The 24788-nt window shown below is 61.7% G+C and carries 21 protein-coding genes; 10 read left to right on the top strand and 11 right to left on the bottom strand.

Translation table 11 applies throughout. From position 1 onward, the window contains the following. The first annotated feature begins 34 nt into the window (after positions 1–34). Positions 35–1450, top strand: coding sequence for an LptF/LptG family permease (locus OSA81_10965; GenBank protein ID MDE0899530.1), 1416 nt, complete (start codon positions 35–37; stop codon positions 1448–1450). Then, on the top strand, positions 1450–2520 hold the full coding sequence (locus tag OSA81_10960; GenBank protein ID MDE0899529.1) for an LptF/LptG family permease: 1071 nt from the start codon (positions 1450–1452) through the stop codon (positions 2518–2520). Before OSA81_10965 ends, OSA81_10960 begins: the two co-directional genes overlap by 1 nt. On the opposite strand, the gene dapF is transcribed toward OSA81_10960, so the two are convergent. Further along, positions 2517–3464, bottom strand: a complete 948-nt coding sequence (dapF, locus tag OSA81_10955) for a diaminopimelate epimerase (GenBank protein MDE0899528.1) — start codon at positions 3462–3464, stop codon at positions 2517–2519. The genes OSA81_10960 and dapF overlap by 4 nt on opposite strands. Positions 3465–3911: 447 nt before the next feature. Between dapF and metH the strand changes: the two genes are divergently transcribed. Continuing rightward, complete coding sequence (gene metH, locus OSA81_10950) at positions 3912–7652, top strand: methionine synthase (protein MDE0899527.1); 3741 nt, start codon at positions 3912–3914, stop codon at positions 7650–7652. After that, positions 7649–9493, top strand: a complete 1845-nt coding sequence (locus tag OSA81_10945) for a bifunctional homocysteine S-methyltransferase/methylenetetrahydrofolate reductase (protein MDE0899526.1) — start codon at positions 7649–7651, stop codon at positions 9491–9493. The genes metH and OSA81_10945 overlap by 4 nt, the downstream gene beginning before the upstream one ends. A gap of 41 nt (positions 9494–9534) precedes the next feature. On the opposite strand, the gene OSA81_10940 is transcribed toward OSA81_10945, so the two are convergent. After that, positions 9535–10377, bottom strand: coding sequence for a hypothetical protein (locus OSA81_10940; protein ID MDE0899525.1), 843 nt, complete (start codon positions 10375–10377; stop codon positions 9535–9537). Then, positions 10374–11702, bottom strand: coding sequence for an aminopeptidase P N-terminal domain-containing protein (locus OSA81_10935; GenBank protein ID MDE0899524.1), 1329 nt, complete (start codon positions 11700–11702; stop codon positions 10374–10376). The genes OSA81_10940 and OSA81_10935 overlap by 4 nt, the downstream gene beginning before the upstream one ends. Positions 11703–11889: 187 nt before the next feature. Here OSA81_10935 and OSA81_10930 point away from each other — a divergent pair, with 187 nt between their 5' ends. Beyond that, positions 11890–13980, top strand: a complete 2091-nt coding sequence (locus OSA81_10930) for a TonB-dependent receptor (GenBank protein MDE0899523.1) — start codon at positions 11890–11892, stop codon at positions 13978–13980. 7 nt (positions 13981–13987) lie between these two features. On the opposite strand, the gene OSA81_10925 is transcribed toward OSA81_10930, so the two are convergent. Continuing rightward, positions 13988–14887: a phosphodiester glycosidase family protein gene (locus OSA81_10925; protein ID MDE0899522.1), complete on the bottom strand. Its 900-nt coding sequence runs from the start codon at positions 14885–14887 to the stop codon at positions 13988–13990. Positions 14888–15025: 138 nt separating this feature from the next. Between OSA81_10925 and OSA81_10920 the strand changes: the two genes are divergently transcribed. Further along, on the top strand, positions 15026–15526 hold the full coding sequence (locus tag OSA81_10920) for a hypothetical protein (GenBank protein MDE0899521.1): 501 nt from the start codon (positions 15026–15028) through the stop codon (positions 15524–15526). 11 nt (positions 15527–15537) lie between these two features. Here the strand turns inward: OSA81_10920 and OSA81_10915 are convergent, their stop codons facing one another. The 4 genes from OSA81_10915 to OSA81_10900 are packed head-to-tail and all read right to left on the bottom strand — an operon-like array spanning position 15538 to position 18194. After that, the gene (locus tag OSA81_10915) at positions 15538–15795 is read right to left on the bottom strand and encodes a hypothetical protein (protein ID MDE0899520.1); all 258 of its coding nucleotides are present in this window, start codon (positions 15793–15795) and stop codon (positions 15538–15540) included. Continuing rightward, positions 15795–16982: a threonine synthase gene (locus OSA81_10910; GenBank protein MDE0899519.1), complete on the bottom strand. Its 1188-nt coding sequence runs from the start codon at positions 16980–16982 to the stop codon at positions 15795–15797. Before OSA81_10910 ends, OSA81_10915 begins: the two co-directional genes overlap by 1 nt. Continuing rightward, the gene (locus OSA81_10905; GenBank protein ID MDE0899518.1) at positions 16979–17863 is read right to left on the bottom strand and encodes a type II CAAX endopeptidase family protein; all 885 of its coding nucleotides are present in this window, start codon (positions 17861–17863) and stop codon (positions 16979–16981) included. Before OSA81_10905 ends, OSA81_10910 begins: the two co-directional genes overlap by 4 nt. Further along, the gene (locus OSA81_10900; protein MDE0899517.1) at positions 17838–18194 is read right to left on the bottom strand and encodes a hypothetical protein; all 357 of its coding nucleotides are present in this window, start codon (positions 18192–18194) and stop codon (positions 17838–17840) included. Before OSA81_10900 ends, OSA81_10905 begins: the two co-directional genes overlap by 26 nt. Before the next feature lie 25 nt (positions 18195–18219). Between OSA81_10900 and OSA81_10895 the strand changes: the two genes are divergently transcribed. From OSA81_10895 to OSA81_10880, 4 genes are all read left to right on the top strand, one after another. Further along, positions 18220–18375: a hypothetical protein gene (locus OSA81_10895; protein ID MDE0899516.1), complete on the top strand. Its 156-nt coding sequence runs from the start codon at positions 18220–18222 to the stop codon at positions 18373–18375. Positions 18376–18761: 386 nt separating this feature from the next. Then, positions 18762–19343 (top strand): sigma-70 family RNA polymerase sigma factor, encoded by a 582-nt coding sequence (locus OSA81_10890; protein MDE0899515.1) that lies wholly within the window; start codon positions 18762–18764, stop codon positions 19341–19343. Next, entirely contained in the window at positions 19331–19981 is a 651-nt protein-coding gene (locus tag OSA81_10885; GenBank protein MDE0899514.1) for a hypothetical protein, read from the top strand. Before OSA81_10890 ends, OSA81_10885 begins: the two co-directional genes overlap by 13 nt. 7 nt (positions 19982–19988) lie before the next feature. Continuing rightward, entirely contained in the window at positions 19989–21269 is a 1281-nt protein-coding gene (locus OSA81_10880; protein MDE0899513.1) for a PDZ domain-containing protein, read from the top strand. Positions 21270–21290: 21 nt separating this feature from the next. Here the strand turns inward: OSA81_10880 and OSA81_10875 are convergent, their stop codons facing one another. From OSA81_10875 to OSA81_10865, 3 genes are read right to left on the bottom strand one after another with little or no spacing between them, the layout of a single operon-like run. Then, positions 21291–22505: an ABC transporter permease gene (locus OSA81_10875; protein MDE0899512.1), complete on the bottom strand. Its 1215-nt coding sequence runs from the start codon at positions 22503–22505 to the stop codon at positions 21291–21293. Between the two features lie 14 nt (positions 22506–22519). Continuing rightward, entirely contained in the window at positions 22520–24091 is a 1572-nt protein-coding gene (locus tag OSA81_10870) for an efflux RND transporter periplasmic adaptor subunit (GenBank protein ID MDE0899511.1), read from the bottom strand. After that, positions 24088–24783, bottom strand: coding sequence for an ABC transporter ATP-binding protein (locus OSA81_10865; protein ID MDE0899510.1), 696 nt, complete (start codon positions 24781–24783; stop codon positions 24088–24090). Before OSA81_10865 ends, OSA81_10870 begins: the two co-directional genes overlap by 4 nt. Between the last annotated feature and the right edge of the window lie 5 nt (positions 24784–24788).

Below are 24788 nucleotides of genomic sequence, written 5' to 3'. Positions count from 1 at the left end.
CATGTCCACCCAAGAGGAAACGAGAACCGCTGCGATGCGTATAGGTGTTCTAGCCAGATACCTGATCAGGGCCCACCTCGGCCCTTTTCTCTTTTCGCTGACCGCGATCACGGGATTGATCTTTGTGAATGCGCTCGCGCAGCGCGTGGATTCCTTGGTTGGCAAGGGCCTCCCCTGGAGTGTGATCGGTGAGTTTCTCTACTTGTCCTTACCTCATACGATCGCGCTGTCCCTCCCGATGTCCGTTCTCGTCGCGGTCCTGTATGCATTTAGCGAGATGGCCTCGTCCAATGAGCTAACCGCGATGTCCGCTGGAGGTGTACGACCTGCACGTATCATGACACCCGTGGTCGGCCTCGGCATCATCGCGACGCTCATCATGCTGTTTTTCAATGACACCATCCTGCCTGAATCGAATCACGCATTAAAAAATCTTCTACTCGACATTGGCCGCAAGAGTCCGACGCTCGAATTGCGTGAGCAGGTCGTCAACGAACTTAGGACAGGTAACGGAATCGATCGATTCTTCTTGACCGCCGACCGAATTGATCACAAGGCCAACGAAATGGAAAACGTTCGGATCTTTAATTCGAACGATCCGGAGCGTCAAAACACCACTTATGCTGCATCGGGTGAAATGGCGTTCAACGATGAGCGGACTGATCTCTACCTCACCCTCTACGACGGCGTTGTGCATGAGGTACAGGTCGACGGCGGCTTCCAACGCCTGTACTTCGAAAAGCAGATTATTCCTCTTCGTAACGTGGGGAACGAGCTTGAGCGTCGGCTCGGCGGTTCCGACCGTTCGGATCGCGAAATGGGCTTTGCGCTGCTCCGCGAAAACGTACGGAACCGCTTAGCCCAACTGGACACGATCCGCACGGAGAGCCGGGAACTCTCGATGCAGTCGGTGCGCGTCGCGCTCAACCAGCCCATAGCCGCTGATACGGCCTGGACGGGTGAGGCCCGGAGGAGAGACATCGTCGGCACCCGCGGCACCTACCTCTCCCGGGACGCGTTGACTCAGCAGGTCGTCGCGGGGACCCGCGCGCGCGCAGCCCGTGCGGCCGCACTCGAGCAATCAATCAATCGCTTCCGTGTAGAGATCCACAAGAAGTGGGCGATCGCGATCGCGTGTCTGGTATTCGTCCTGATCGGACCGCCGCTCGCTCTCCGATTCCCGACGGCGGGAGTTGGTTTCGTTGTGGTGGCGTCGGCCGTGATCTTCTTCGTTTACTGGGTAGGGCTTCTGGGCGGCGAATCGCTCGCCGACCGGCGCATCGCAGACCCAGCCATATCAATGTGGCTCGGGAATGTGGTCTTCTTTGTGGCGGCACTCTTCCTGCTGGCCCGCATGGGGCATTCCGCGGGCACCAGTCGCGGCGGTGGGATCGGAGATACGATCGCGGGATTCTTCGGGTCGAACCGGTCGGGCGAGGGGGCAAGCTGATGTTCAGGATCCTGGACCGGCTGGTCGTCAGCACCTTCCTCAAGCTCTTCTTGATGGTGCTCGCAGCCTCACCACCACTCTTTATAATCGGAGACATCGCGGAGAACCTCGACGACTACATCGACCGGGGACTCTCAGGCGCTGAGGTAGCGCAGTCGTATCTCTACCAGCTTCCGCTGTTCATCCAGTGGTCGTTTCCCGTCGCTGCCCTGCTAGCGACAGTGTTCACGATTCACGGCATGACGACGCATCACGAAATCGTGGCTGCGAAAGCAGGTGGGATCTCATTTCATCGGCTCTCACTGCCCCTGCTTCTCATCGGGGTTCTCCTGACCGGAGCGGCCCTGGGGCTGTCTGAACTTGTGCCACGAGCCAACCGAATTTCGGCGCAGATCCTGCGATCGGAGACCCCGGGTCGATCCTGGCGTTCTGACTTCGTATACGAGTCAGAAGCCGGCGTTACATGGCAGGTCGACCGCCTCACGGCCTCAGACGGGCGTGTGACAGGCCTCATCATGGAGCGAGGCCCCGGCAACTCTGACGGCCCCATGCATGTTTCGGCCCAGGCCGCTCGGTATGACGAAGGCGGTGGGTGGACGCTTGCTCAGGGCTACCTCCGGACATTCCCGACCGACAGTTCGGTAACCACCTTTGAGTTCGACCGGATGGTGATTCCAGCAATCCTGGAAAAGCCGGACGAATTGCTTGAGGTCCCGCCAGAGCCAGACGAGATGACGTATGCGGAGATCGACCGCTTCGCCGACATCATCCAGCGCACCGGTGGAAACGCCAACGAGCTGTTGGTGAAACGAGAGCAGAAGATCTCGATACCGTTCACCACACTCGTGATCATCCTCTTTGGCGCGCCCCTAGCGACCAGCGCCAAGCGCGGTGGCGCGGCCTACGGAATTGGTCTATCCCTGGCCACAGTGCTGGTTTTCATGATGCTGCTGCGGGTGACGGGCGCCCTAGGAGAAGCAGGCGCCCTGGCCCCACTAACTGCGGCCTGGCTGCCCAATACGATTTTCGCGATCGCAGGGCTGTTCTTCATGGCTCGGGTGCGAACCTAGGCACAGTCCTGGCCTGCACAACGCGTCATCTCGGCCAGACGCCGTGTGCTGATTTGCCCTTCACACACCTCCTCGACCGGCCCACGCAGGACAACATCGAGGTCGGAGCTGACGGTGACGGACAGACTGCCCCCGGGCATCGCAACCGCGATTTCACAGGGCGATAACTGGCCTGAGGAAACCATCGCGACGGCAACCGCACATGCACTCGTACCCGAGGCAGCGGTGCGCCCGACCCCGCGCTCCCAGATCAAGGCTCGGCACTCAGAGAGTCCGTCGGGTACCGCGAGCTGAACATTGGCCCCGTTTTCCAGGGCCGCATGTCCAGCCAAAAAAGGGCCAAGGCGCGCGAGTTGGAACTCGGTCATCCCTGTACTCTTACCATCGACACCGACAACGACAAGGTGAGGATTTCCGATCGAAACAGGAACGATCTCAAGTGACTCTCTTGCCGGCCCGGGGAGAAAAATCCGCATGCCATCTGTCCGCGAGATCGCGCCGACATTCAGGTCGACGGCCGGTGGCCCAGTGCGGGCGATCCCCATCTCCACCGAGAGGTCATGCACGGCACCAGCGCGCCCATGAACGATCATGTGCACCTCCTCGCCGCCGACACGGACATCAATGTTCCTGAGCCCTTCGATCGATCGGGCAAGGTAGGACCCGAGTATGCGAAGGCCGTTGCCACTTCGCTCAAATTCTCCACCGTCAGGATTGAACATCCGGAGTTCCACAGATACCTGGGAACGCCTCGGTTGCCCCGGATCAGCCAGCACAACGATCCCGTCAGATCCGACTCCCGAGAAGCGGTCGCACACCGCACGCACATTCTCAGGCGAGGCGTCCCAGTCATCACCCTCTTCGAAGACTAGGTAGTCGTTCCCAAGGCCATGTGCCTTGTAAAAGGCGCGATCAAGACGAGGACGTGGAAGCCAACGAACCATGAATGGGACCGTAAAAAACCAAGGGAACCAGTCGAAACCGGCCAACGGCCAGGAACGTAGAGACAGACGTCATCGCAACCAACCGATTCGAGTGTACGTCGAACAAGGTGGGTGGCGGTGAAACGCCTAGATCCGACGATACCATATCGGGGCGATGCTCCGCTTGACCACTCATCATCTAGGCCACGCCGGCAAGCTATGAGGCCTGGGATTTCGCAAAAATACAGACTAATTCTTCAGGATCATTCCGGACAACATCTTCATGATCAAGTTCGCATACTGGATGAGCCGATGGGGTGACATTAGCTTGAGGTACAATCATGCAGGGGCGATTTGAAGCGTATTGCGGCCCGCACGACAGGCTCATCGGAGTCTGGCGGCAAACAAGCTAAAAAGCTGGGCCCCATCGTGTATTCTGCGAGGGGCTTTGCATTGGAGAGACAACCGATGACGACGGCCGGCCACCTCCCGCGAACCGAGCGCACTAGGCTCCTCGACGAGGCTCTCACGGAGCGCATCCTGATCATCGATGGCGCGATGGGTACCATGATCCAGCGTCATGAACCCACCGAAGAGGATTTCCGGGGTGCCCGGTTCGCCGACAACGAGATCCCGCTGTTCGGCGCGAACGATCTGTTGTGCATGACGCGGCCGGAAATGATCCGCGACATCCATGAGCAATACCTCGACGCGGGAGCCGATTTTGTCGAGACGAACACCTTCAGCGCGAACCGTGTTTCACTCCGCGATTACGGTCTGGACGACATTGCTGAGGAGTTGAACGAAGCCGCGGCCCGAGTCGCGCGGGCGGCCGTCGATCGTTTTGAAGACCGCAATCCCGGGCGTACCGCCTGGGTTGCAGGGGCGCTTGGGCCCACGACCCGATCGGCCTCGATCTCCCCCGATGTCGGTGACCCCGGCGCCCGGGGCGTCACCTTCGACGACCTAGTACTGGCGTACTCGGAGCAGACTCGGGGCCTGCTGTCTGGAGGAGTAGATGTGCTTCTTATCGAGACCGCATTCGATACCCTGAATGCGAAAGCCGCGCTCTTCGCAGTATCCAATGTCCTTGAAGGTTTCGAAGACGATGTCCCGGTGATGATCTCGGGCACGATTACCGATCAGAGTGGCCGGACCCTCTCGGGCCAAACGCCCGAGGCGATGTGGAATTCAGTCTCGCACGGTGTGCAGCCCGGCCCCGGTAAGCGGCGCGGCCTGCTATCGGTCGGTCTTAACTGCGCGCTCGGTATCGACCAGTTGCGCCCCTTCCTCGAGGAGCTTTCCGACGCCGCCACTGTGCCTGTAAGCTGCTATCCGAACGCGGGCCTGCCGAACGAGTTCGGAGAGTACGATGACACGCCCGAACACATGGCGCAGATCACGGCGGATTTCGCCACGGCAGGATTCCTCAACATCGTCGGCGGCTGTTGTGGCACCACGCCGGATCATATCCGAGCGATCGCCGATGCTGTCGCCGACATTGCACCGAGGCCGATGCCAGAGCTGCCGACACGCACTCGCCTCTCCGGACTGGAACCGCTGACCATCGGGCCCGAGTCTCTTTTCGTGAATGTCGGAGAGCGCACGAACGTCACCGGATCACGAAGGTTCGCGCGACTTATCCGTGACGATCAATACGAGACCGCGGTGGAGGTCGCACTTCAGCAGGTGCAGAGCGGCGCTCAGATTCTTGACGTGAACATGGATGAAGGCCTGCTCGACGCGGTGGCCGCGATGAGCCGTTTTCTCAACCTCCTGGGTTCGGAACCAGACATCGCGCGCATCCCAGTCATGGTCGACTCGTCTGACTGGGCCGTTATCGAGGCGGGCCTGAAGACCCTGCAGGGCAAGGGCGTGGTCAACTCGATCTCCATGAAGGACGGGGAGGAAGAATTCCGAGAACGGGCTCGGCTCGTGAGGCGATTTGGGGCGGCCGCTGTCGTCATGGCGTTCGACGAGGCCGGCCAGGCTGACACCTTGGAGCGGAAGGTCACGATCTGCTCTCGGGCGTACGACATCCTCGTGAATGAGGAGGGATTCCCTCCCGAGGACGTGATCTTCGACGCGAACATCTTCGCCGTCGCCACAGGAATCGAGGAACACGAGCAGTACGCAATCTGGTTCATCGAAGCGGTTCGCCGGATCAAAGAAACGTGCCCAGGCGCACTGACGAGCGGCGGAGTCAGCAACGTATCGTTCTCGTTCCGAGGAAGCCCCGAGGTTCGCGAAGCCATGCACGCGGCCTTTCTCTATCATGCCATCGAGGCGGGCCTCGACATGGGCATCGTGAACGCGGGAGCACTGTCCGCCTACGATGACATTCCGGACGACCTTCTGAAGCCGGTCGAAGACGTGATCTTCGCCCGCACCAGCAACGCCACCGACGTGCTCACGGATATCGCTCAGGAGCGTACGGGCACGACAGAACATCGAATTCTTGAGGATCTCTCTTGGCGGGAACTTCCGGTCCGAGAGCGCATCATTCACGCACTCGTGAATGGGATCGACCAGTACGTCAACGAGGATGCGGAGGCAGCGCGCATCGCACTTCCACGCGCGCTCGACGTCATCGAGGGTCCTCTCATGGACGGCATGAACGTTGTCGGCGATCGCTTCGGGAGCGGACGCATGTTCCTGCCACAAGTCGTGAAAAGTGCCCGGGTCATGAAAAAGGCCGTGGCGTGGCTCGTTCCCTATCTCGACGCGGAAAAGACGGACAACAAAGGGAAAGGCAAGATCCTGATGGCTACCGTGAAAGGTGACGTTCACGACATCGGGAAGAACATCGTTGGTGTGGTTCTGCAGTGTAACGGCTACGAGGTGCTGGACCTCGGCGTAATGGTCCCTGCGGAGAAGATCCTCGAAGTCGCCCGTGCTGAGAAAGTGGATGTGATCGGACTCTCCGGCCTGATCACGCCGTCGCTCGGCCAGATGGTTCACGTGGCAAGTGAGATGAAGCGAACGGGCTTCGACACGCCTCTCCTCATCGGAGGAGCGACGACCTCGAAAGCACACACAGCGGTCAAGATCGAAGACAAGTACGACGGCCCCGTCGTCCACGTGCACGATGCCTCCCGTGCGGTCGGTGTAGTGGCCACACTTCTGGACGATGCCCGTCGTCCCGACTTCCTCGCAGCGACTCGGGCAGACTACTCGGAGTTGCGCGCGCGCCGTGCCGAACGCGGCGCAAAGAGCCAGCTCCTGCCCCTCGACGAAGCACGACGGAGAGCCCTGAAGCTCGACTGGGCATCCTACGAGCCGCCCACGCCGGCGTCCCCGGGTGTACGCGTCATCGAGGACGTCACCGTCGACACTCTGCGCCCCTACATCGACTGGACCCCGTTCTTCACGGCGTGGGAACTCCACGGCAAATACCCGGCGATCCTACAGGACGAGACGGTCGGCGAACAGGCTCGCGCGCTGTTGGTAGACGCCGAAGCGATGTTGGCCCGCATGATCGCCGATGGTGGAGTATCACCAGTAGGGATCGTCGGCCTTTTCCCTGCGCAAGCCGAAGGAGACGACATCCGGGTAGGCCTCGGTCAATCGGTCTCCGCCGACTCGTCCGTCATTCATGGGCTCCGACAACAGTTCGGGAAGGGTGACCGAGACAACGTGGCTCTCTCTGACTTCGTGGCCCCAGCCGATTCGGGACGGGCGGACTGGCTGGGTGCGTTCGTGGTCACCGCAGGGGACGCACCCGAGCGTATGGCCCGCGCCTTCGAGGCGGAGCACGACGACTACTCGTCGATCATGGTCAAGGCGCTTGCTGATCGCCTTGCCGAGGCATTCGCAGAATATCTGCACGAATACGTGCGAACCGACATGTGGGGCTACGCTGCTTCCGGAGCATTCGACAACGATGCCCTGGTGGCTGAACGCTACTCGGGCATCCGCCCGGCCCCGGGGTACCCCGCGTGCCCTGACCACACGGAGAAGCTCACACTGTTCAAACTCCTCGACGTGGAGGCCACCATTGGCGTCGCACTGACCGAAAGCTTTGCGATGACACCGGGCGCTTCTGTAAGCGGTTGGTACTTTTCTCATCCCGAGTCGAGGTACTTCGGGATCGGACGGGTCGGCCGTGACCAAGTCGAAGACTACGCCCGAAGAAAGGGATGGACTCTCAAGGAAGCCGAAAGCTGGCTGCAGCCCAATCTCGGTTACGAGCCCGGAACCGCCCCATGAAGGATCTTATCCACGACGGGCGAGTCCACGTCTTCGACGGCGCCATGGGCACGCTTCTATACAGCCGCGGCGTCTTCGTGAATGTCTGCTACGACGAGTTGAACCTCAGCCGGCCGCAACTGGTTAGCAGTATTCACGCAGAATATGTCGCGGCGGGTGCCGAAGTGCTGGAGACCAATACGTTCGGCGCGAATCCGGTGAAGCTGTCCTCCTACGGGCTGGAGGATCGCACGGAGGAACTGAATCGCGTCGCGGCGGAGCTTGCGAAGACAGCCGCATCGGGTCAGGCCGTGGTCGCGGGCGCGATCGGTCCTCTGGGGATCCGGATCGAACCGTGGGGCCCGACCTCTCTGGCCGAAGCGACCCATTTTTTTCGGCGACAAGTGTCAGGCTTGCTGGAAGGCGGGGTGCAAGGGTTCGTGCTCGAGACGTTCTCCGACATGAGCGAGATCGGGTGTGCCATTGAAGCAGTTCGGGCTTGCTGCGACCTCCCGATCTTTGCGCAGATGACATTGGGGCAGGACGGCAAGACAGCGTATGGAAGTGACGCAGCCCATGTAGCCGCGGGACTGGAAGCCGCTGGTGCCCACGTGATCGGGCTCAATTGCTCGGTCGGTCCTGCGGTCATGCTCGATGCGATCGAGGACATGAGCGAGGCAACCTCACTGCCACTCTCTGCGCAGCCCAACGCAGGGCTACCTAGGACCGTCCGAGATCGGAAGATGTACCTCGCAAGCCCCGAGTACATGGGGCAGTACGCGAGTCGCATGATCGACGTCGGCGTGAGCTTCGTGGGTGGATGTTGCGGAACGACGCCGGACCACACACGCAAAATGCGCGAAGCTGTTGAGGTGCTGCAGCCACGGCACGTATCGGTGTCTGTAGCGGCTACGGTGGTCGAACAACCCACACTTTCTGACCCGATCCCACTGGAAGCTCGATCTGCCTGGGGACGCAAACTGGCCCGTGGCCTCAGCGTTGCCTCAGTCGAAATCATTCCGCCCCATAGTTGGGACGCCTCGGCACTTACGGAGCCCGCCCGAGAGCTCAAAGTGGCCGGGGTCGACGCGGTAAGTATCGTCGAGAGCCCACGAAGTGGTAGCCGGATGGGAGCCCTCGCCGCATCCCTAATCATCGAACGCGAGGTCGGGATCGAGCCCATCGTGCACTACACGTGTCGCGACAAGAACATGCTCAGCATGATCTCGGACCTCCTAGGCGCCGCGGCTTGCGGACTGAGAAACGTGCTCGTGGTCTCGGGAGATCCTCCGCCGATGGGTCCCTACCCGGATGCGACCGCCGTCTTCGATATCGACTCGATCGGGCTGACGAACGTCTTGCACGGGTTGAACCGGGGGGTGGATCCAGGGAACAACTCCATCGGGCCACCGACCGAGTTCGTCCAGGGCGTTGCACTGAATCAGGGAGTCGTGGATCAAGAGCGAGAGATCTCGCGCTTCCGATACAAAGTGGAGGCTGGGGCAGACTTCGCGATAACCCAGCCAGTGTTTAATGTCGACGGATTGCGGAGCTTCCTCGATCAAACGGACTCAGTCATCCCTGTCCTGGCCGGCATCTGGCCGCTTCAGAGCCTGCGGAGTGCCGAGTTCCTCGCCAACGAAATGCCCGGTGTACAGGTGCCCCCGGAGATCGTCGAACGTATGAGGCGAGCCCAGGAATCCGGCCCGGACGCTGCGACCGAAGAGGGCGTGCAAATCGCTCTCGAAACCATCGATGCGATTCGACCGCTCGTTCAGGGATTCCATCTGACCGCACCCCACCGGCGCGTTGGAATCGCTCTTCGCGTGCTCCGCGAGAGCGGACTTCGATCTACTGCCTGACCGTCAGGTGAAGAGCTGTTCTGACTCTGCCTGACCTGGGGTCAGACGAGTTCCAGAATGGAGCGAAGGCGACGCCCAACTCCACGCTCCCCCAGGTTGCTGACGTAGATCTTTTCCGCACCAATTGCCCGCAACTCACGGATCGATCGCGCGCAGATCTCCTCCGCTGAGCTGCCCGCGGCGAACTCCTCGGAGATCTCCTCAACCGGCACAGGAAAGAAGTGCGAAAGGATGTCGAGTGTCTTCGGGTTTGCCGAGCGATAGTAGAACACACCAAACACAACGGGCTTTGTCGAGCCAGTCGAAGCGTGCGTCTCGAGAAATTTCGACACCCTGTCCAGAGAGTGGTGGGAAACGACCTGACTCAGCGCGAAGCTAGCACAGGCATCGGGCGACTCTAGGAAACCCACCTGCTGGGCCGTGTCTCGGTGAGGATTCACCCACCCGCCCAGTGCCATCTCGGGCATGCGCTCTCCAAGAATCTCACGAAGATCCCGCCCGTGGGGGACACAGCGAGGGGGTGGGACCGACACATCTCCCCCAAGAACCGTCAGCGACTCGAAGCCGTCCGCGCCCGCGCGTGCGGCGAAGGTCTCACAATAGTCACGGCTGTGCTTGCAGGTCAAAATCGGGACGATGCGCCTCAAGTCGACGGAGTCTCCGACATTCCCCCCGACGTGCACGAGGTTCTCCTCCTCTGCGGCCCCAACAGCGTTGTCCGTGAGAAAGACGAACAATTCCTGCTTCGCGAGTCGTCCGAGCGAGTGATGGAGGTCGATCCAGGCCGACATACCCGCTTCCGGTGCCAAATCAGATCGTGGCGGTCGCAGTTCAACGGTGACCAAGGGTCCCGGCTTTGTCAGCGCTTCGAGAAGCAGATTCATCCGCCGACCATTCCCTGGACTTCATCAGCTGCGGTGGGAATGTCAGCAGTAAGCACCTCGCAACCATTTGGTGTGATCGCTACGTCGTCCTCAATCCGCACACCGATCCCAGCGAAGCGAGAGGCACGCCCTGAACAAAGCTCAGGGCGAAAATAGAGTCCTGGCTCCACAGTGAAGACCATCCCCGGCACGAGTTCTCGTGGCTTCCCCGCCCTCTGGTAGTCCCCCGGATCATGGACGTCGAGGCCGAGCCAGTGTGACGTCTGGTGGGGGAAGAACGGTTTGTGCGCGCCGGTTTCGATCAGGGTTTCAGGCGCCCCTTTCAACACACCTAGATCAACCAGGCCCGCCACGAGCACGGCGGTCGCCGCCGCGTGCACACCCATAATGGTGTTCCCAGGCGTCGACGCTTCCACTCCGGCTCGTTTGGCTGCGTCCACCAGTTCATAGACGTCGCGTTGCACATCTGTGAAACGCCCTGAGGCCGGCCAAGTCCTTGTGATGTCCCCATGGTAGTGGGCGACTTCTGCGCCGGCGTCGACTAGGACGAGTCCGTCCTCGGGGATGCGCATGTCATTGCTCACGTAGTGCAGCACGCATCCGTTCTGTCCGCCGCCGACGATCGTGTCGAAGCCCGGCCTGGTCGCTCCGGATTCTCGAAAGGCGCCGTTGATCGCTGCTTCGATTACCCATTCGCCAACCCCAGACTGGATCCGCGACGCTCCCGCACGGTGTCCGTGGGCCGTCACATGGCACGCGGCTCGGAGCGCTGACAGCTCGCGGTCGTCCTTGATCAACCGGAGTTCATCGAGAATCTCCCCCGGATCGATCAACCCACGCGGACCTGTCCCTTGCCTCGCGCCACCGGCGCGCGCGGTCGTGAGGGCGCCAGTAACCAGTGAGGACACGAGATCTTCTCGCCCGAGCCGGTAGTGGATCCGATCGGCACCCGCCAACAAGGCAGGGAGCTCCGCCGCAAGTTCCGAAACGGGATAACCTTGGTCGGCACCCGCCTGTTCGACGGCCGCCTCGACCCCAAGGCGCACACCCGACCAGAGTTCAGCATCAGCGTCGCGCGGGCGAGCGAAGATGACCAGACGTGGCTCAGAGCCCCCGACCAGCACCGCGACCGTTTCCGGTTCGGTCAGACCGGCCACATAGAAGAGTTCCCGGTCGGCGACGTAGAGCCTCTCCGTGTCACGGGATGCGAACTGGATGGGCGCAGAGGCGAGGACCATCGCACCCCCTCCGAGGCGCTCGAGCACAGCGGTTCGTCGTCGCGAAAGGTCATCGGGGTGAACGCCCCCGTGCTGATCCGGGATCATGCGCCAAGTCTAGCGAGAGGAGCCAGCCTTCGGGAGACGGGCCGCTCTTCAAGGCCCAGAAGCACGGATCCACAAAAGAGGGGGGTGCACTCGTCCCGGCGGGGATAGGCGACCCCTTCACCGCGGGCTATCATGTGCCGGTCCCATCGAGGTCCCGTTCGTACTTTTCTGGTGAGGTGGAGGGCGCGTGATTCGTTCCTGTCCAGTGGTAGCAGCTTCCGTCCTGCTGATTCTTGGTTCACTCGGACCAGGCGTCGAAGCCCAGGATCCCGATTCCGTCGTCGCGATCGAGCCGATTCTCGTGCGGGTGCTAGGCAGCACGATTGGCACAAAGGCTCCCTATCCCGTTTCGGTCGTGGCCGGTCCAGAACTGACGCGCGGCACGGCGTCCTCGTTCATCGAAGAGGCACTCCGAGCGGTCCCCGGCGTGCAGATTCACAACCGCTTCAACTTTGCGGTGGGTGAGCGCATCGCGATACGTGGCTTCGGCGCCCGCTCACAATTCGGCGTCCGTGGCGTACGAGTTCTGGTGGATGGGATCCCGGCGACTCTCCCCGACGGTCAGGCCACTCTGGACCACCTGGATCTCGCGGGACTCGGGCGGGTTGAGGTTCTGCGGGGCCCCAACGCCGCATTGTATGGAAACGCCGCAGGGGGCGTACTCCACTTCCGCACGACCGACCCGGCCTTGGTGCCCGCTTCGGTCAGCCTCCGTACCACGGCAGGTGACTTCGGAATGCTCAGCATCGAGGGCAACGCGACTGGCACCGCCGGAAACGCCGGCTATCGAGTCGGCTACACCAACATGAACTACGACGGATTCCGCCGTGATCCCGTCGCAGACGATGGCACCGCCTATGGGGCGGCGAGTCGATCCACGCTCAATGCCACGGTGAGCTTCCCTGTCGGAAACGGTACACTCCGCGTGGTCGGGAACGGGATGAGCCTGGACGCGGAGAACCCTGGTTCTCTGCCCCAGAGGACCCTGGAAGAAGGGCAGCGTTCGGCTTGGGGCTTCAACGTGCGCAGCGGCGCGATCAAGGAGGTGACCCAGGGACAGCTCGGCGCCTCCTGGACTGGGAATCTCGGCGAGTCCACGACTGCTGAATTCGCGACATGGGGCATCACGCGCGACCTCTACAATCCTATTCCTGGCCGCGTGATCGACCTAAGTCGAAGCGCCGGAGGAATTCGGAGCCTTTTCCAGGGCGCGATGCCGCTTGGAGACCGAGCTTCCTTCGGTTGGGGAGCGGGCTTCGAAGCGGAAATGCAGAACGACGACCGGTTGAACTACGGTAACGATGCCGGTCAGCCAGATTTCGCCGACCTCCGACTGGATCAGAATGAGCGTGTTCGTGGCTCGGGGATCTTCGTGCAAGCACGTCTCGACGCTGGCTCGAATGTCTCAATTCTGACGGGACTGCGTTACGACAACATCAACTTCAGTGTCGACGACAATCTGGTTGACGGAGACCCTGACGACTCGGGCAAGCGCTCCATGGGCGCACTCAGCCCCTCCGTGGGTGTTGTCATCGCCGTCGCCGACGAAGCAGAGATCTTTGGGTCGATCGGACGGTCCTTCGAGACTCCCACCACGACGGAGCTCGCGAATCAGCCGTCAGGGGCCGGCGGCTTTAATCCCGGCCTCGAGCCACAGTCGGGTGTCACGGTCGAAGGTGGGGTACGCACCGTCGTCGCGAACCGCGTCTCCTTAGAGGGGTCGATCTTTCAGACGAAAATCAAGGACGGGCTGGTTCCATTCGACGTACCGAGCGACCCGGGTCGCACTTACTACCGGAATGCCGCGCGGGCGAAGCACTTCGGGTGGGAGATCGCAGCGGACGCGAGTCTCTTACAGGATCTCAAACTACGAGTTGCTTACACCAACATCGACGCGACGTACGAGTTCTATGAAACCGACGACGCCGTCTTCTCCGGCAACAACATTCCAGGACTCGCCCCACAGAGATTCGATGCTGTGCTGCTCTTCGACCGCGGGGTCGGGTTCATCGAGCTCCGGGGTCTGTGGCAGGACGGCTTGGTCGTGCGCGATGACGGCTCAGCCTACTCTCCGGCCTACTTCATCACCGATGCCCGCGTCGGCCTGTACGGGCTGGTTCTTGGTCAATTCAACCTGGCTCCGTTCATCGGGGTCGCGAACATGCTCGACGCGACGTACAACTCGTCGGTGGTCCCCAACGCGTTTGGCAGTCGGTACTTCGAACCAGGCCCAACGCGTACCTACCGCGTCGGACTGGGCATCACCTGGGGCCGCTGACCAACCTCTAGGGGCGTGCTTGGCCTGCGGCACAGCCGTGCGGATTCTGAGTCAAGGCCAGTGCGTTGACCACGGCGCGCTCACCTGTGGCATCAGACGGTCGGTTGACCAGGCCTTGTCCAACGACCATGGCTGAGGAACCACCTCCGTCCAGGTTGAGCGCCTCATCGGCGCCCAACGCGTCGAATAACGCCGCGAACTCCGGAAGTGACATCCCGGCTGAGTGGGGCATCTGACGCCCGTCGACAACCACGATCCAGAACTGACCAGAACGGCTGTCGAATCCAACACCCGTCCGCGGGTGCCGCACCGCCGCGAAGGCTGGCCGCCGTCCGACCTCCAGATCGCCCACTATCTCTCCCCTATCGATCAGGTCAGGGAATCCGCCCACCGCCTCGGTCACTCCGTCCCCCGCTACGGCACCCACCAGCCAACCCAGATGCAGGCCCGCGGCATCGATGCTGGCTGGCCCTATCCACGGATCGAGACCAAGTCGCCACGCCACAGTCGGTCTCTCGGCGGCATACTGAACATCTCCACCGACAACCTCTGCACCGAGGGTCGTGCCTTCGGGGGTGAAGAAGTCCGCGTTCACCGCCACCAACACTCGATCACTCACCCTCAGCACCATGTCGCTCACGGTCGCGTGGCCGTTGCCGCCACGCTGCCGCACGTCCGGGCGGAGCACCCCCAACTCCAGATCACATCGCGCACGCAAATCCGCTTGAACGACGTGGATTGCCCACGGCCCCTCAGGTGACCAGAGGTACCGGTACGTGACTCCGGAATGAAGTTCAACAGTTCGAACGGAATCCGGTACAAGCAGCGCCATGGCCGTTGCTGGAAGCGTAAGTTCAAGAGCGTCAGGCGCGTCCGGTGCGGCGCACCCGGCGGCCAGCGCCACCATACCCACCGATCCGACAAACAGCCCGACACGACCTCCGTGGACCCGTCGTCGGACCGTGCCTATACTCCGGCGACCCTGACGTGATCGGAAGGCGGGTGTCTCGCCCCCGTCCCCGCTACTCCACTCCGCTGATTTGCTTTGAAGAGAACCGCTGCCGCACTGGTGCTCGCGCTGTCCCTCGTGACCACCCCTGTACTGGCTCAGACGCCGGGCCCGGACGTCGGCGACGGGGTGCGGTTCGGGATATCCATCGGAGGGAGCAGCACGATCGCGCTCAATGTCGAGTTGTTCCGGAACTCCTCCAGTCTCGATTTCGCGCTTGGCACCTGGCGCTTCAAGGACGTCAGCTTCTCCACGGTGCTCAAGCGGTACTTCGGAGCAGCAGCGGCAAAACCGGTCGTAGGCGCCGGAGCCTGGCTCGTCCGATCCGGTGGACCTCCGAATCAACGCACCGGCTGGGCTCTTGTATTCCGAGCCCCGATCGGGGTCGACTGGAAAATCCACGAACCCCACGCGATCGGTGTCTTTCTGAACGTGAACCGAGCTCTCTGGATCCGGCGCAACAACCCGGACGATACGTCCCCGTCCGTCGGCCGACTCGTCCCACTCCCCGAGATGTACTACCGCATCGGTCGCTGAGCCCGACGGAGTCACCAGTCCCCCGTCGGCTCATCCCAGCTCTCCGACCAGAAGCGATCCTCTTCGTTTTCGATCTCATCTAGATCAAGCGCTTCCTCCTCGATCGCCAGCTCGCCGTCCTCGATGATCCTCTCGATTGCTGAGTCGTCGATTAGACAGCGCGGCCTGAACGTTTTCCTCCGACGTGCGCGCAGCGTGACCGCGGCAGCAACGACGAGCAGTCCGAACCCGACCCCCAACCCAAACGAAAAGAGCGCGACAGCCGACATCAGTCGACAGGGGTCATGCCGGCGTACTTGAGCCCGCTGCCAGTGTTGAACAGGACGACCTCGTCATCTGGTGAAATCAGTCCCTTCTCCATCAGCATCGGCACCGCGGCCGCCGTGGCACCGCCTTCCGGGGCCGCGAAGATGCCGGTGTCCGCACCGAGTTTCAACACCCATTCAGCCATCAAATGGTCGGGAACTGCCGCTGCGCCACCACCCGACTCTCTCAGCGCATTCAGAATCAGGAAGTCGCCCACAGCGCCCGGGACTCGAAGGCCTGATGCGTACGTCGTCGCGCCCTCCCACATCTCAGCGTGATCGGCTCCGGATTCCCACGCGCGGACCATCGGGGCGCACCCGGTCGCCTGCACAGTGAACATCTTTGGACGCTTCTCGTCGACCCACCCGAGCGCCTGCATCTCGTCGAACGCCTTCCACATCCCGATCAGCCCGGTGCCACCACCCGTCGGATAGACGATCGCGTCGGGGAGACGTCCCCCGAGCTGCTCGGCCAGCTCGTAACCCAACGTCTTCTTGCCTTCGACGCGGTAGGGCTCCTTCAGCGTTGACAGATCGAACCATCCATGCTCTTCGACACCCTTCTTCACAACCTTGCCACAGTCGCTGATGAGTCCGTCGAGGAGCTGGACGTCGGCCCCCAGTGCCCGCATCTCCTCGAGAATGGGCGCCGGCGTGTCTGATGGAAGCACCACGTGCACATCCATCCCCACAGCGGCGCCATAGGCGGCCGCAGCGCTTCCCGCATTTCCGGCCGACGGAAGTGCCACTGCCTCGGCACCCAGTTCGAACGCGCGTGACACAGCGAGACACAGACCCCGCGCCTTGAAGCTTCCAGTCGGGTTCTGCCCCTCGTCTTTCACCCACACCTTCTCGACGCCAAGCCGAGCCGCGGTGCGCGGTGCATCGATCAGTGGAGTCCACCCCTCTCCCAGGGCGATCCTCGCCTTGGGATCACGAACAGGAAGAACTTCCGCATAACGCCAAAGATCGGCCCGACGTGTAGCCATGTCGGCGAGACCAAATCCAGGACGGACAGCGTCTAGGTCATAGCGCGCGAACAATGGCTTCCCTGTCGGAGATAGGCCGGACAGTGTTTCGCTCTCGAAGTGTTCTCCGGTGGCGGTGCACTCAAGATGTGTGGCGCCCGGCATGCGGTCGTCGTCCGTCATGATTCCTCAATCAGTGTGTATGCATCAACCCCAACAGGGGTCTGGTGTCGCAGAAGTATACGTGCCCCGAGCGCGAAGAGGACCGCCCCCACCGGAACTAGCCACCACGGAGGCGGTGCGTCCGGAGTCGCAAAGAGTTTCTGCGCCGCGGGAGCGGAGGCGAGAGCGACGATGGCGCCGTTGTTCAGGAAGTGCATGAGCGCGCCCGCCCAGATGGAACCGGTCCGCCAGACGGCCCAAGCGATCACCATCCCGAGCGTCGCAGTCGGCACAAATCGAATCGCCGTTTCGAAGGACAAATGGAACGCTCCGAAGACTACCCCGTTGAGCACGATCATTCGCCAGGGTTGGAGCGTCCGCGTGCCACCGAGGAGCATCCCGCGAAAAAGGATTTCCTCGCACACTGCCGGTGTCACAGCCAGAAGCAGTAGCAACCAGACCAGACGACCCATCGTGTCCGCCGTCACCAGGTCCTCCAGACCCTCAAGCAGTTCCCATGGCACAGGAAAAATGAACGTCTGAATCCAGCCGATGAACCAGACCAGAGGCACGGCGCCCATGATCAGTAGGACACTGCCCAGGACACCTAGGCCCGACGGCTTTCGAAGTGACAACGTACGCACCGGATCAAACCCGTAGAGCGAAACCACGAGCACGGACGGGACGAAGAGCAGCAGCCACTCGGCTGCGAGAAGTCCGCGTTCACCCAACCACAGTTGTAGCTGACTCCCAGCCCAGAAGAAGAGGACCGCGACACCCGCGACGAAGAGCATGGCTGCCTGTGGGTCGGGGACCGGTCGGTCGGACCTGCGGCTGCGCCAGCGCTCGATCCATATCTCGGCGGTCACGACTGCCTCATCCTCGCCAACACCAAAGAACACCTGCTCGCTCCCAAACGCTCGGGCCGCCAAGACCCAGCGCGCCAACCGCGTAAACCGTGGTGGAGGAAAGCATGAGGAACCCGAGAGAAGCGCTCGCACCCCCGGTTATCAAGCCTCGGATCAGGAAAGACACTCCAGCGACAGGAGTGATCGCCAAGAGTGGCCCGAAGTCGATGCCCCTGAAGACTGGTAGCATCGCCAGGGTGAGGACCAGCAAGTAGACCGGCGTCAGTGCGTTCTGAGCTTTCTGGAACGACGGCGAAGCAGCAGCGACGCCGAGAAAGATCCATCCGAAGAGAACTGCGAGCGGCAGCAGCGTCAGGAAGGTCACCAACACCAATGTGAATGGGCCCGGGTTGGAACGTGAGCAGCATGCCACCGAGATTGAGTCCCGCCGCCACATCTACCAACGCCACGGTCACGAACGTTCCGATGGCGATGTCTCTCTAGAGGACATGGGCACCGTGGAGGAGCGTCTCCAGCGTGCCGCGCTCCTTCTGATCGCCGGGTAGAACGCCATGAGAGGAGTGATGCCGTTCCCGACGAAGGCTTCAGCCGTATGGCGCGACAACGAAACGCCGTGGTTTTCTCCGCCCGATTGGACCCCAGCAGGGCGTACACCTCGCCCGGGGCGATTGTAAGCGTCGGGTCTCGAACCGCTTCGAGCGACCCATAGCGCTTCGTGCAGCGCGGAAACCGTATCATCAGTGCGAATTGGAGAGCCAAGATAAGGGCGTAGAAGCTAAGAAAATCTACCCGATCCGGCGAACTCCCGCCGCCCGAAAGGGTACGGTATCGCCTGAGGCATCCCATCTTCGAACTCGCGCCCTCCGACGCCAACGACAGTCGTAATTCGGGGGGCAACCCTGCAGCGCCCAAATACATCGAAGTAGCTGGAATGAAGACAAACTCAATCAACCTCACCGACCATCAAATCATTCGCCTCGCAGCGGATGGTGATGCCCGCGCGATCCGGTCGCTGTATGACCGGTACTCGCCTCGAGTCTACGCTGTTGTTCGCAGGATCGCCGGCGACGACGATCTGGCAGAGGACTACGCACAGGAAGCCTGGATTCGGGCGATTCGAGCGCTTCCAACGTTTCGAGGCGATGCCCGTTTTTCCACCTGGCTGCACCGGATCGCGGTAAACGCGGCACTGCAGGCGTTGCGAAAGGCAGAGACCCGCGAGAAGCGTGAGGCCCCGGTGGTCGCGGACATCGCCATCGCACCGGCGGCAAGCGACTCCCTGCTTCAGAAGAGACTGGAAGGCGCGCTCGACGGTCTCCCCGAAGGCATGCGCCGAGTCCTGATCCTCCACGATGTGGAGGGATATACCCATGAAGAAATCGGTGACGTGCTCGGGGTTACTGCCGGGACATCTAAATCACAGTTATTCAAAGCTCGGGCCAAAATGCGAGTCATGCTCGCAGGCCTCGACGGAGCCGCGCAGGAACACGGAGCAGAAGCATGGAGCATTTGAACGCAGAGCACCTCGCTCGGCTCGTTGATGAGCAGCCGACCCCGGAGGAAGCCGATCACTTGAGCACGTGCAAGGCATGCTCGGACGAGTCGGACGCATTGCGCAGTCAGACCGAAGCGCTGCGCGCCCTCCCGGTCATGGTGCCACCCCAGGGCGACTGGCACGTGCTCGAGGCGCGACTTCGCTCGGAAGGCCTGATGAAAGATCCAGGCCTCGTTCAGCGGCTCGGGTTCGTGAGGACACCTGGCTGGATGAAGACTGCAGCAGCGCTCGTCCTTTTCCTGAGCGGCACGGGCACTGGTGTCGCTCTGACGCACGCCGATCCAGGCACAATCGAGCCGGTCGCAATGGATTTCGCGAACGTCGAGGGGGCCGCGTCGGCTGTGCTCGTCGCCGAACAGGAATATGTGACAGCCGTCTCCCGGTACCGGGAAATCCTCGCTGCAGGTGGTGGCGATAACTACGGCGGCGATCCGGTCAGCCGGTTCGCGGCGCTGGAGCACCTGGTGATGGTTAGTCAGGCCGCTGTGCGGCAGGCACCCGGCGATCCATTCCTGAACGGGATGCTCGCGAGTGCGATGGCAGAGCGCGACGTCGCCGCCCGCATGGTGTCCTCCAAGCGCGACAACTGGTTCTAGGCCGACCATGCGACTCTCTCACGACACCGACCGGATCCTGCACCGGGCCCTAGGCATCACCCTCATGTCGGCCCTTTCCGTCCTCAGTCTGGCCAGCACTCCGGTCGAGGCTGTTTCACAGAGTCGATGGACCGAGGTTGAAGAGCGCGGCTGGATCGGGATTTCCTTGGAGGTGCTCGAGGACGAATGGGGTCGCACCGAAAGCGTCATCATCATTGGTGTCGTCGCGGGCAGTCCCGCCGATGAAGCGGGTGTCCGGCCGGGAGATCGACTGCTCGCGATCAATCACCTAGATGAGGCTCGGGAGCTTGCGGAGCTTGCCGAACGGCTGGAAGTGTATCCTGGTGACGGCGTAGTCATGGAGGTTGGTCGAGCCGGGACGAAGCACCGGGTACGCCTGACCGCATCTGTGCGCCCCGATGACTTCGTGCCTTCGCAGGTGGTTGAGGTCCGATACGCACCGGACATGGTCGAAAGGTGGGTGCGTGCGATGGACTCGATGAGAGTCGAGTTGATCAGAAGCGAAGGTCGCGAGGTCGAGATTCGATCGGCTCAGCGTGATGGCACAACTCAGAGAATCCGAATCCGGCAGGCCTCGAGTGCGGACCCCGAAGTGACCGTCATCGCCGGAGGCAGCACAGTTCAGGTGCCCTTTGAGTTCTTCATCTTCCGTGGAGAGGAGCACGATTCGCTCCGTCAGGAGATGGTGGAGCTGAATCAGATGGTGACGCAGCTGGAGCTGCGCATGGGCGAACGTGAGGAACAGCTCCGGCGCGTCGGGGGACAGGGCGACGTGCACATCAGGCAGGACAATGAGTTCCTTCGTCTCAGCTCGCTGCTCAATGAGGCCGCGCTGCGGTCCAGTGGCCTCGAGACAACGATGGCAGAGGCCGCACGCCAGACAGCGGGCCTAGAGTACACGATTGCGCCCTCCGGCGGGCAACCCAACGTTCTCGTCCCAGAAGGAGGGAATCCCCGGGCCGAGTTTCGGCCCCTCACACCGTATCTTGTGGGACGGAATCGGGTCGCGGGTGCGGAGGTCACCAACATCCGACCTGAGCTGGCTGAGTACTTCGGTGTGAGCGGTGGCGTCCTCGTGCTGGACGTGTCAGCGGGTACGCCTGCAGCCCTGGCCGGGATCGTGCCGGGTGATGTGATCACGAGGCTCGATCAGGTGGGTGTGCGGTCCGTTGAAGACCTGCGCTTCGGCATCTCGATGGCCGGAGAATCCCTTCCAGTTTCGCTAGTTCGTCAGGGCGCCAGCGTCCAGGTGCTACTCAGGCGTTAGTAGCGGATCCGCGCCTGCGGGTTACTCGTGGCGCAGCGCGTCGATCGGGTTGAGGATTGCAGCTCGGCTCGCGGGCCAAATTCCAAAAAACAGCCCGACCGCGGCCGAGAATCCGATCGCTATGAACACCGCTTCCGGCGCGACGGCGGTATCCCATGAAGTGATTCGCGTCACAACCTCAGCCGCGCCGTACCCAGCCGCGACGCCGATAATCCCACCCATAATGCAGAGGAAGAGCGCCTCGACGAGGAATTGCGTCAGAATCCCTCCGCGCGTGGCACCCAAGGCTTTTCGCACCCCAATCTCACGCGTCCGCTCCGTCACGGAGACCAGCATGATGTTCATGATGCCGATGCCCCCGACGAGAAGGCTCACAGCGGCGATGCCCGCGAGGAGCACATTCATCGTCTGATTCGCCTCGTTGAACGTCGCGATTAAATCGGCGGAGTTTCGGATGTTGAAGTCGGCGTCCTCACCCATCTTCAAGCGATGCTCCCGCCGAACGATCCGGTCGATCTCCGCGAAGGCCAGATCAAGCTCTTGGGGCGTTTCGGTCGCCGCGTAAATCGAGTTGAGGCGATCGCGCCCCCCCATGACCCTGTACTGAGCGGTCGACTGGGGCACGAAGATCTGATCATCAGGACGCACCCAAGCGGCATCCCCCTTCTCCTCAAGCACACCAATAACTTCGAAGAGGATCCCTCGAATCTGAATCGTCTCGCCGACCAGGAGCTCCGCTGGTGTGTCACCGAGCGTTTCGGGCAGGTTGAATCCGAGCACGGCGACGCGACGACGGCCCTGGACCTCCCCCTGATCGAACCATCGCCCGACTTTCACTTTATGGTTGTATATCTCAAAGTACTCAGGCCACACACCCATGATCTGTGTATTCGAGTTCCAGCGCTTGTACGCTACCTGCAGGCGAGACTGCTGCTCCGGCGAGACCTTAAGCAGCCCGCCTGACTCCGCTCGCAGAGCAATGGCGTCTTCGATTGACAGCTCGGCATCTCCTCGCGAGACGCCCCCGAACATCTGCTGGCCCGGTCGGATCGTGAGGATGCTCGTACCCATCCGGCTGATCTGCTGCTCGACACGCTGTTGAGCGCCCTCTCCGAGCGCGACCATGGTGATCACGGCAGCGATGCCGATCACGATTCCCAGAGTCGTGAGGATCGAGCGCATGACGTTCGCGCGCACGGCACTCATCGCAACCATGATGATCTCAAATACGAGCATGTCGCCTTGTCTCCTTAACGGCCGCGGCCGAAGCCGCCACCACCGCTACCAAAGGGACTACCTCCGCCCATCCGAGAACGCATCTGGTCAAGGAAGGCCTGCTGCTGAGCCTGAAGCTGGGCAGCACCGACGATGACGAGTGTCTCTCCTTCGTCGAGACCGCTCACGACCTGCGTGTTGTCCCAGTCACCGAGTCCAATTCGAATCGCACGGGGCTGAGGAATGCTGTCCGGGCCAAGTACGAACACGACCGCGGGCTGCGACTCTTCCGGAGGGCCGCTTCCGGCATCGCCACCTGCATCCAATTGTCCGCCATCCCGACGACCACCGAATCCACCCGCTGCTCGGAGTGATTGCATGGCAGTCCTCATCGAGTCCTGAGTGATCTCACCGGCCTCCAACTGCGCACGGAGTCCCTGCATTTGAGCCATAGCGGCACCGTCTTCAACTCCTGAGCCTCCCTGTCGACCACCACCGGATGCATCCGCCGCTCCCTCAGCAGGTGCCCCGCCCTGCGCACTCTCAAGGGCACCGCGAGCTTCACGCCCCCGGCTCCCTGCGGCCGCACCACCACGTCCCCCGCGACCACCTCGGCCTGCACTCATGAACGGAGTCAGATCGATCGACTCCATATCCAGACCGAGTGCCATCGCTGCCGGTCCGACGTCTGACCTTTGCACAATCGAGTTGTTCGGCACAACAACGACGTTTCTGGCTTCGTCGATGTGCACCTCAACCTCCGCATTCATGCCGGGTTTCAAGAGCCCTGATTGGTTATCGATCGACACGATGACAGCGAACATGGTGACATTCTGTACGACCGTCGCCTGAGGCTCGATCTTGTCGATCACACCGCGGAAGTTCCGATCGGAAAAAGCCTCCACCCGGACGTCCGCGATCAGGCCTGGCGCCAGTTCTCCCATGTCAGTCTCATCGACCAGGGTGCGCACCTGCATGTCGGCGAGGTTCGCCATGACGAACAATGCCGTTCCCCCGGAGACGTTCGAGGAAGCCGACTGAATCACGGCGCCCTCCTCGACGTTCTTCTGGAGAATCGTGCCGTCCATTGGGGCCCGGATGCTGACATCTGCCACCTGTAGTTCGGCCAGGTCGAAGCTCGTCTGCGCGCGAACGAGTGAGGCCTGCGCATTCGCAAAGGACAACGTGGCGTTTTCGAACTCCGCCTCAGTAATGACCTGAGCGTCCAACAGCCGCTGCTGACGGGTGAGCTGCGCTTCGGAGATTTTAAGCTGAGCCTGCGCTACCGCGAGGTCCGCTTCTGTCTGGTTGTAACGATTCCTGACGTCACGGGGATCAATTTCGGCGAGCAGTGTGCCACGAGTAACGACGGCCCCGATGTCGTGATAAAGCCGCAGTACCTCGCCCGACGCTTTTGATTTCACTTCCACTTCGCGGACCGGCTCCACCGTGCCGGTCGCCTCGGCTCGGATCAGCAGATCGCCGATCGACGCCGTCGCAGTGATCAGTGTCGGCCCGGTGTCCTCAGGGGACTCGCCAGTTTGGCAACCAGCCACCGAGAGAAAGCCGAACGAAGCGAGAGCAAGATTTTTCGTGAACCGCGTCATACTGGAGTCTCCATAGGCTCATTGAGAAAATCTCGCTCAATTAAGCCATCTTTCAGGTGCACCTGCCGCCTCGCATGAAGTGCAATGTCGTGTTCGTGTGTTACGATGACGATCGTCTGCCCCGCTTGGTTAAGCTCCCCGAGCTGGCGCATGATGGAGTCACTGGTAACTGAGTCGAGATTGCCTGTTGGTTCATCTGCTAGGAGAAGGGCCGGCTCGTTCACCAGCGCTCGTGCCACCGCGACACGTTGGCGCTGACCGCCTGACATTTCCGGAGGCTTGTGGCCCATACGATCACCAAGTCCCACTAACTCAAGCTTCTCGGTAGCCCTGCGTCTACGTTCCTTCTTTCCAACGCCCGCATAAATCAGCGGGAGTTCGACATTGTGAAGCGCAGTGGCGCGGGGCAGAAGATTGAAGGTCTGAAAGACAAATCCGATCTCGCGGTTACGAACCCTCGCGAGTTGATCATCGGAGAGCGAACTCACCGGCTGATCATTCAGCCAATATTCGCCAGAAGTCGGGGTGTCTAGGCAGCCGATCATGTTCATGAAGGTCGACTTTCCAGAACCGGACGGGCCCATGATCGCGACGAATTCGCCCCTCTCGATGAGGAGATCAATTTCTCGACAGGCACGAACCGTCTCGGCCCCGAGTACGTAATGCTTCGTCAGTCCCTGTGTGCGAATGATTTCGC

The organism is Longimicrobiales bacterium (assembly GCA_028823235.1).
Taxonomy (GTDB): domain Bacteria; phylum Gemmatimonadota; class Gemmatimonadetes; order Longimicrobiales; family Gaopeijiaceae; genus UBA2589.
This window is presented reverse-complemented; position numbering and strand designations above follow the sequence as displayed.

What these genes read in the sequence shown, in the direction of transcription:
- OSA81_10870 (MDE0899511.1), bottom strand. Translation starts at nt 24,091, where the DNA reads ATGACGCGGTTCACGAAAAATCTTGCTCTCGCTTCGTTCGGCTTTCTC.
- OSA81_10960 (MDE0899529.1), top strand. Translation starts at nt 1,450, where the DNA reads ATGTTCAGGATCCTGGACCGGCTGGTCGTCAGCACCTTCCTCAAGCTC.
- OSA81_10885 (MDE0899514.1), top strand. Translation starts at nt 19,331, where the DNA reads ATGGAGCATTTGAACGCAGAGCACCTCGCTCGGCTCGTTGATGAGCAG.
- OSA81_10925 (MDE0899522.1), bottom strand. Translation starts at nt 14,887, where the DNA reads ATGGTGGCGCTGGCCGCCGGGTGCGCCGCACCGGACGCGCCTGACGCT.
- OSA81_10940 (MDE0899525.1), bottom strand. Translation starts at nt 10,377, where the DNA reads ATGAATCTGCTTCTCGAAGCGCTGACAAAGCCGGGACCCTTGGTCACC.
- OSA81_10935 (MDE0899524.1), bottom strand. Translation starts at nt 11,702, where the DNA reads ATGATCCCGGATCAGCACGGGGGCGTTCACCCCGATGACCTTTCGCGA.
- OSA81_10915 (MDE0899520.1), bottom strand. Translation starts at nt 15,795, where the DNA reads ATGTCGGCTGTCGCGCTCTTTTCGTTTGGGTTGGGGGTCGGGTTCGGA.
- metH (MDE0899527.1), top strand. Translation starts at nt 3,912, where the DNA reads ATGACGACGGCCGGCCACCTCCCGCGAACCGAGCGCACTAGGCTCCTC.
- dapF (MDE0899528.1), bottom strand. Translation starts at nt 3,464, where the DNA reads ATGGTTCGTTGGCTTCCACGTCCTCGTCTTGATCGCGCCTTTTACAAG.
- OSA81_10875 (MDE0899512.1), bottom strand. Translation starts at nt 22,505, where the DNA reads ATGCTCGTATTTGAGATCATCATGGTTGCGATGAGTGCCGTGCGCGCG.
- OSA81_10910 (MDE0899519.1), bottom strand. Translation starts at nt 16,982, where the DNA reads ATGACGGACGACGACCGCATGCCGGGCGCCACACATCTTGAGTGCACC.
- OSA81_10890 (MDE0899515.1), top strand. Translation starts at nt 18,762, where the DNA reads ATGAAGACAAACTCAATCAACCTCACCGACCATCAAATCATTCGCCTC.
- OSA81_10880 (MDE0899513.1), top strand. Translation starts at nt 19,989, where the DNA reads ATGCGACTCTCTCACGACACCGACCGGATCCTGCACCGGGCCCTAGGC.
- OSA81_10965 (MDE0899530.1), top strand. Translation starts at nt 35, where the DNA reads ATGCGTATAGGTGTTCTAGCCAGATACCTGATCAGGGCCCACCTCGGC.
- OSA81_10945 (MDE0899526.1), top strand. Translation starts at nt 7,649, where the DNA reads ATGAAGGATCTTATCCACGACGGGCGAGTCCACGTCTTCGACGGCGCC.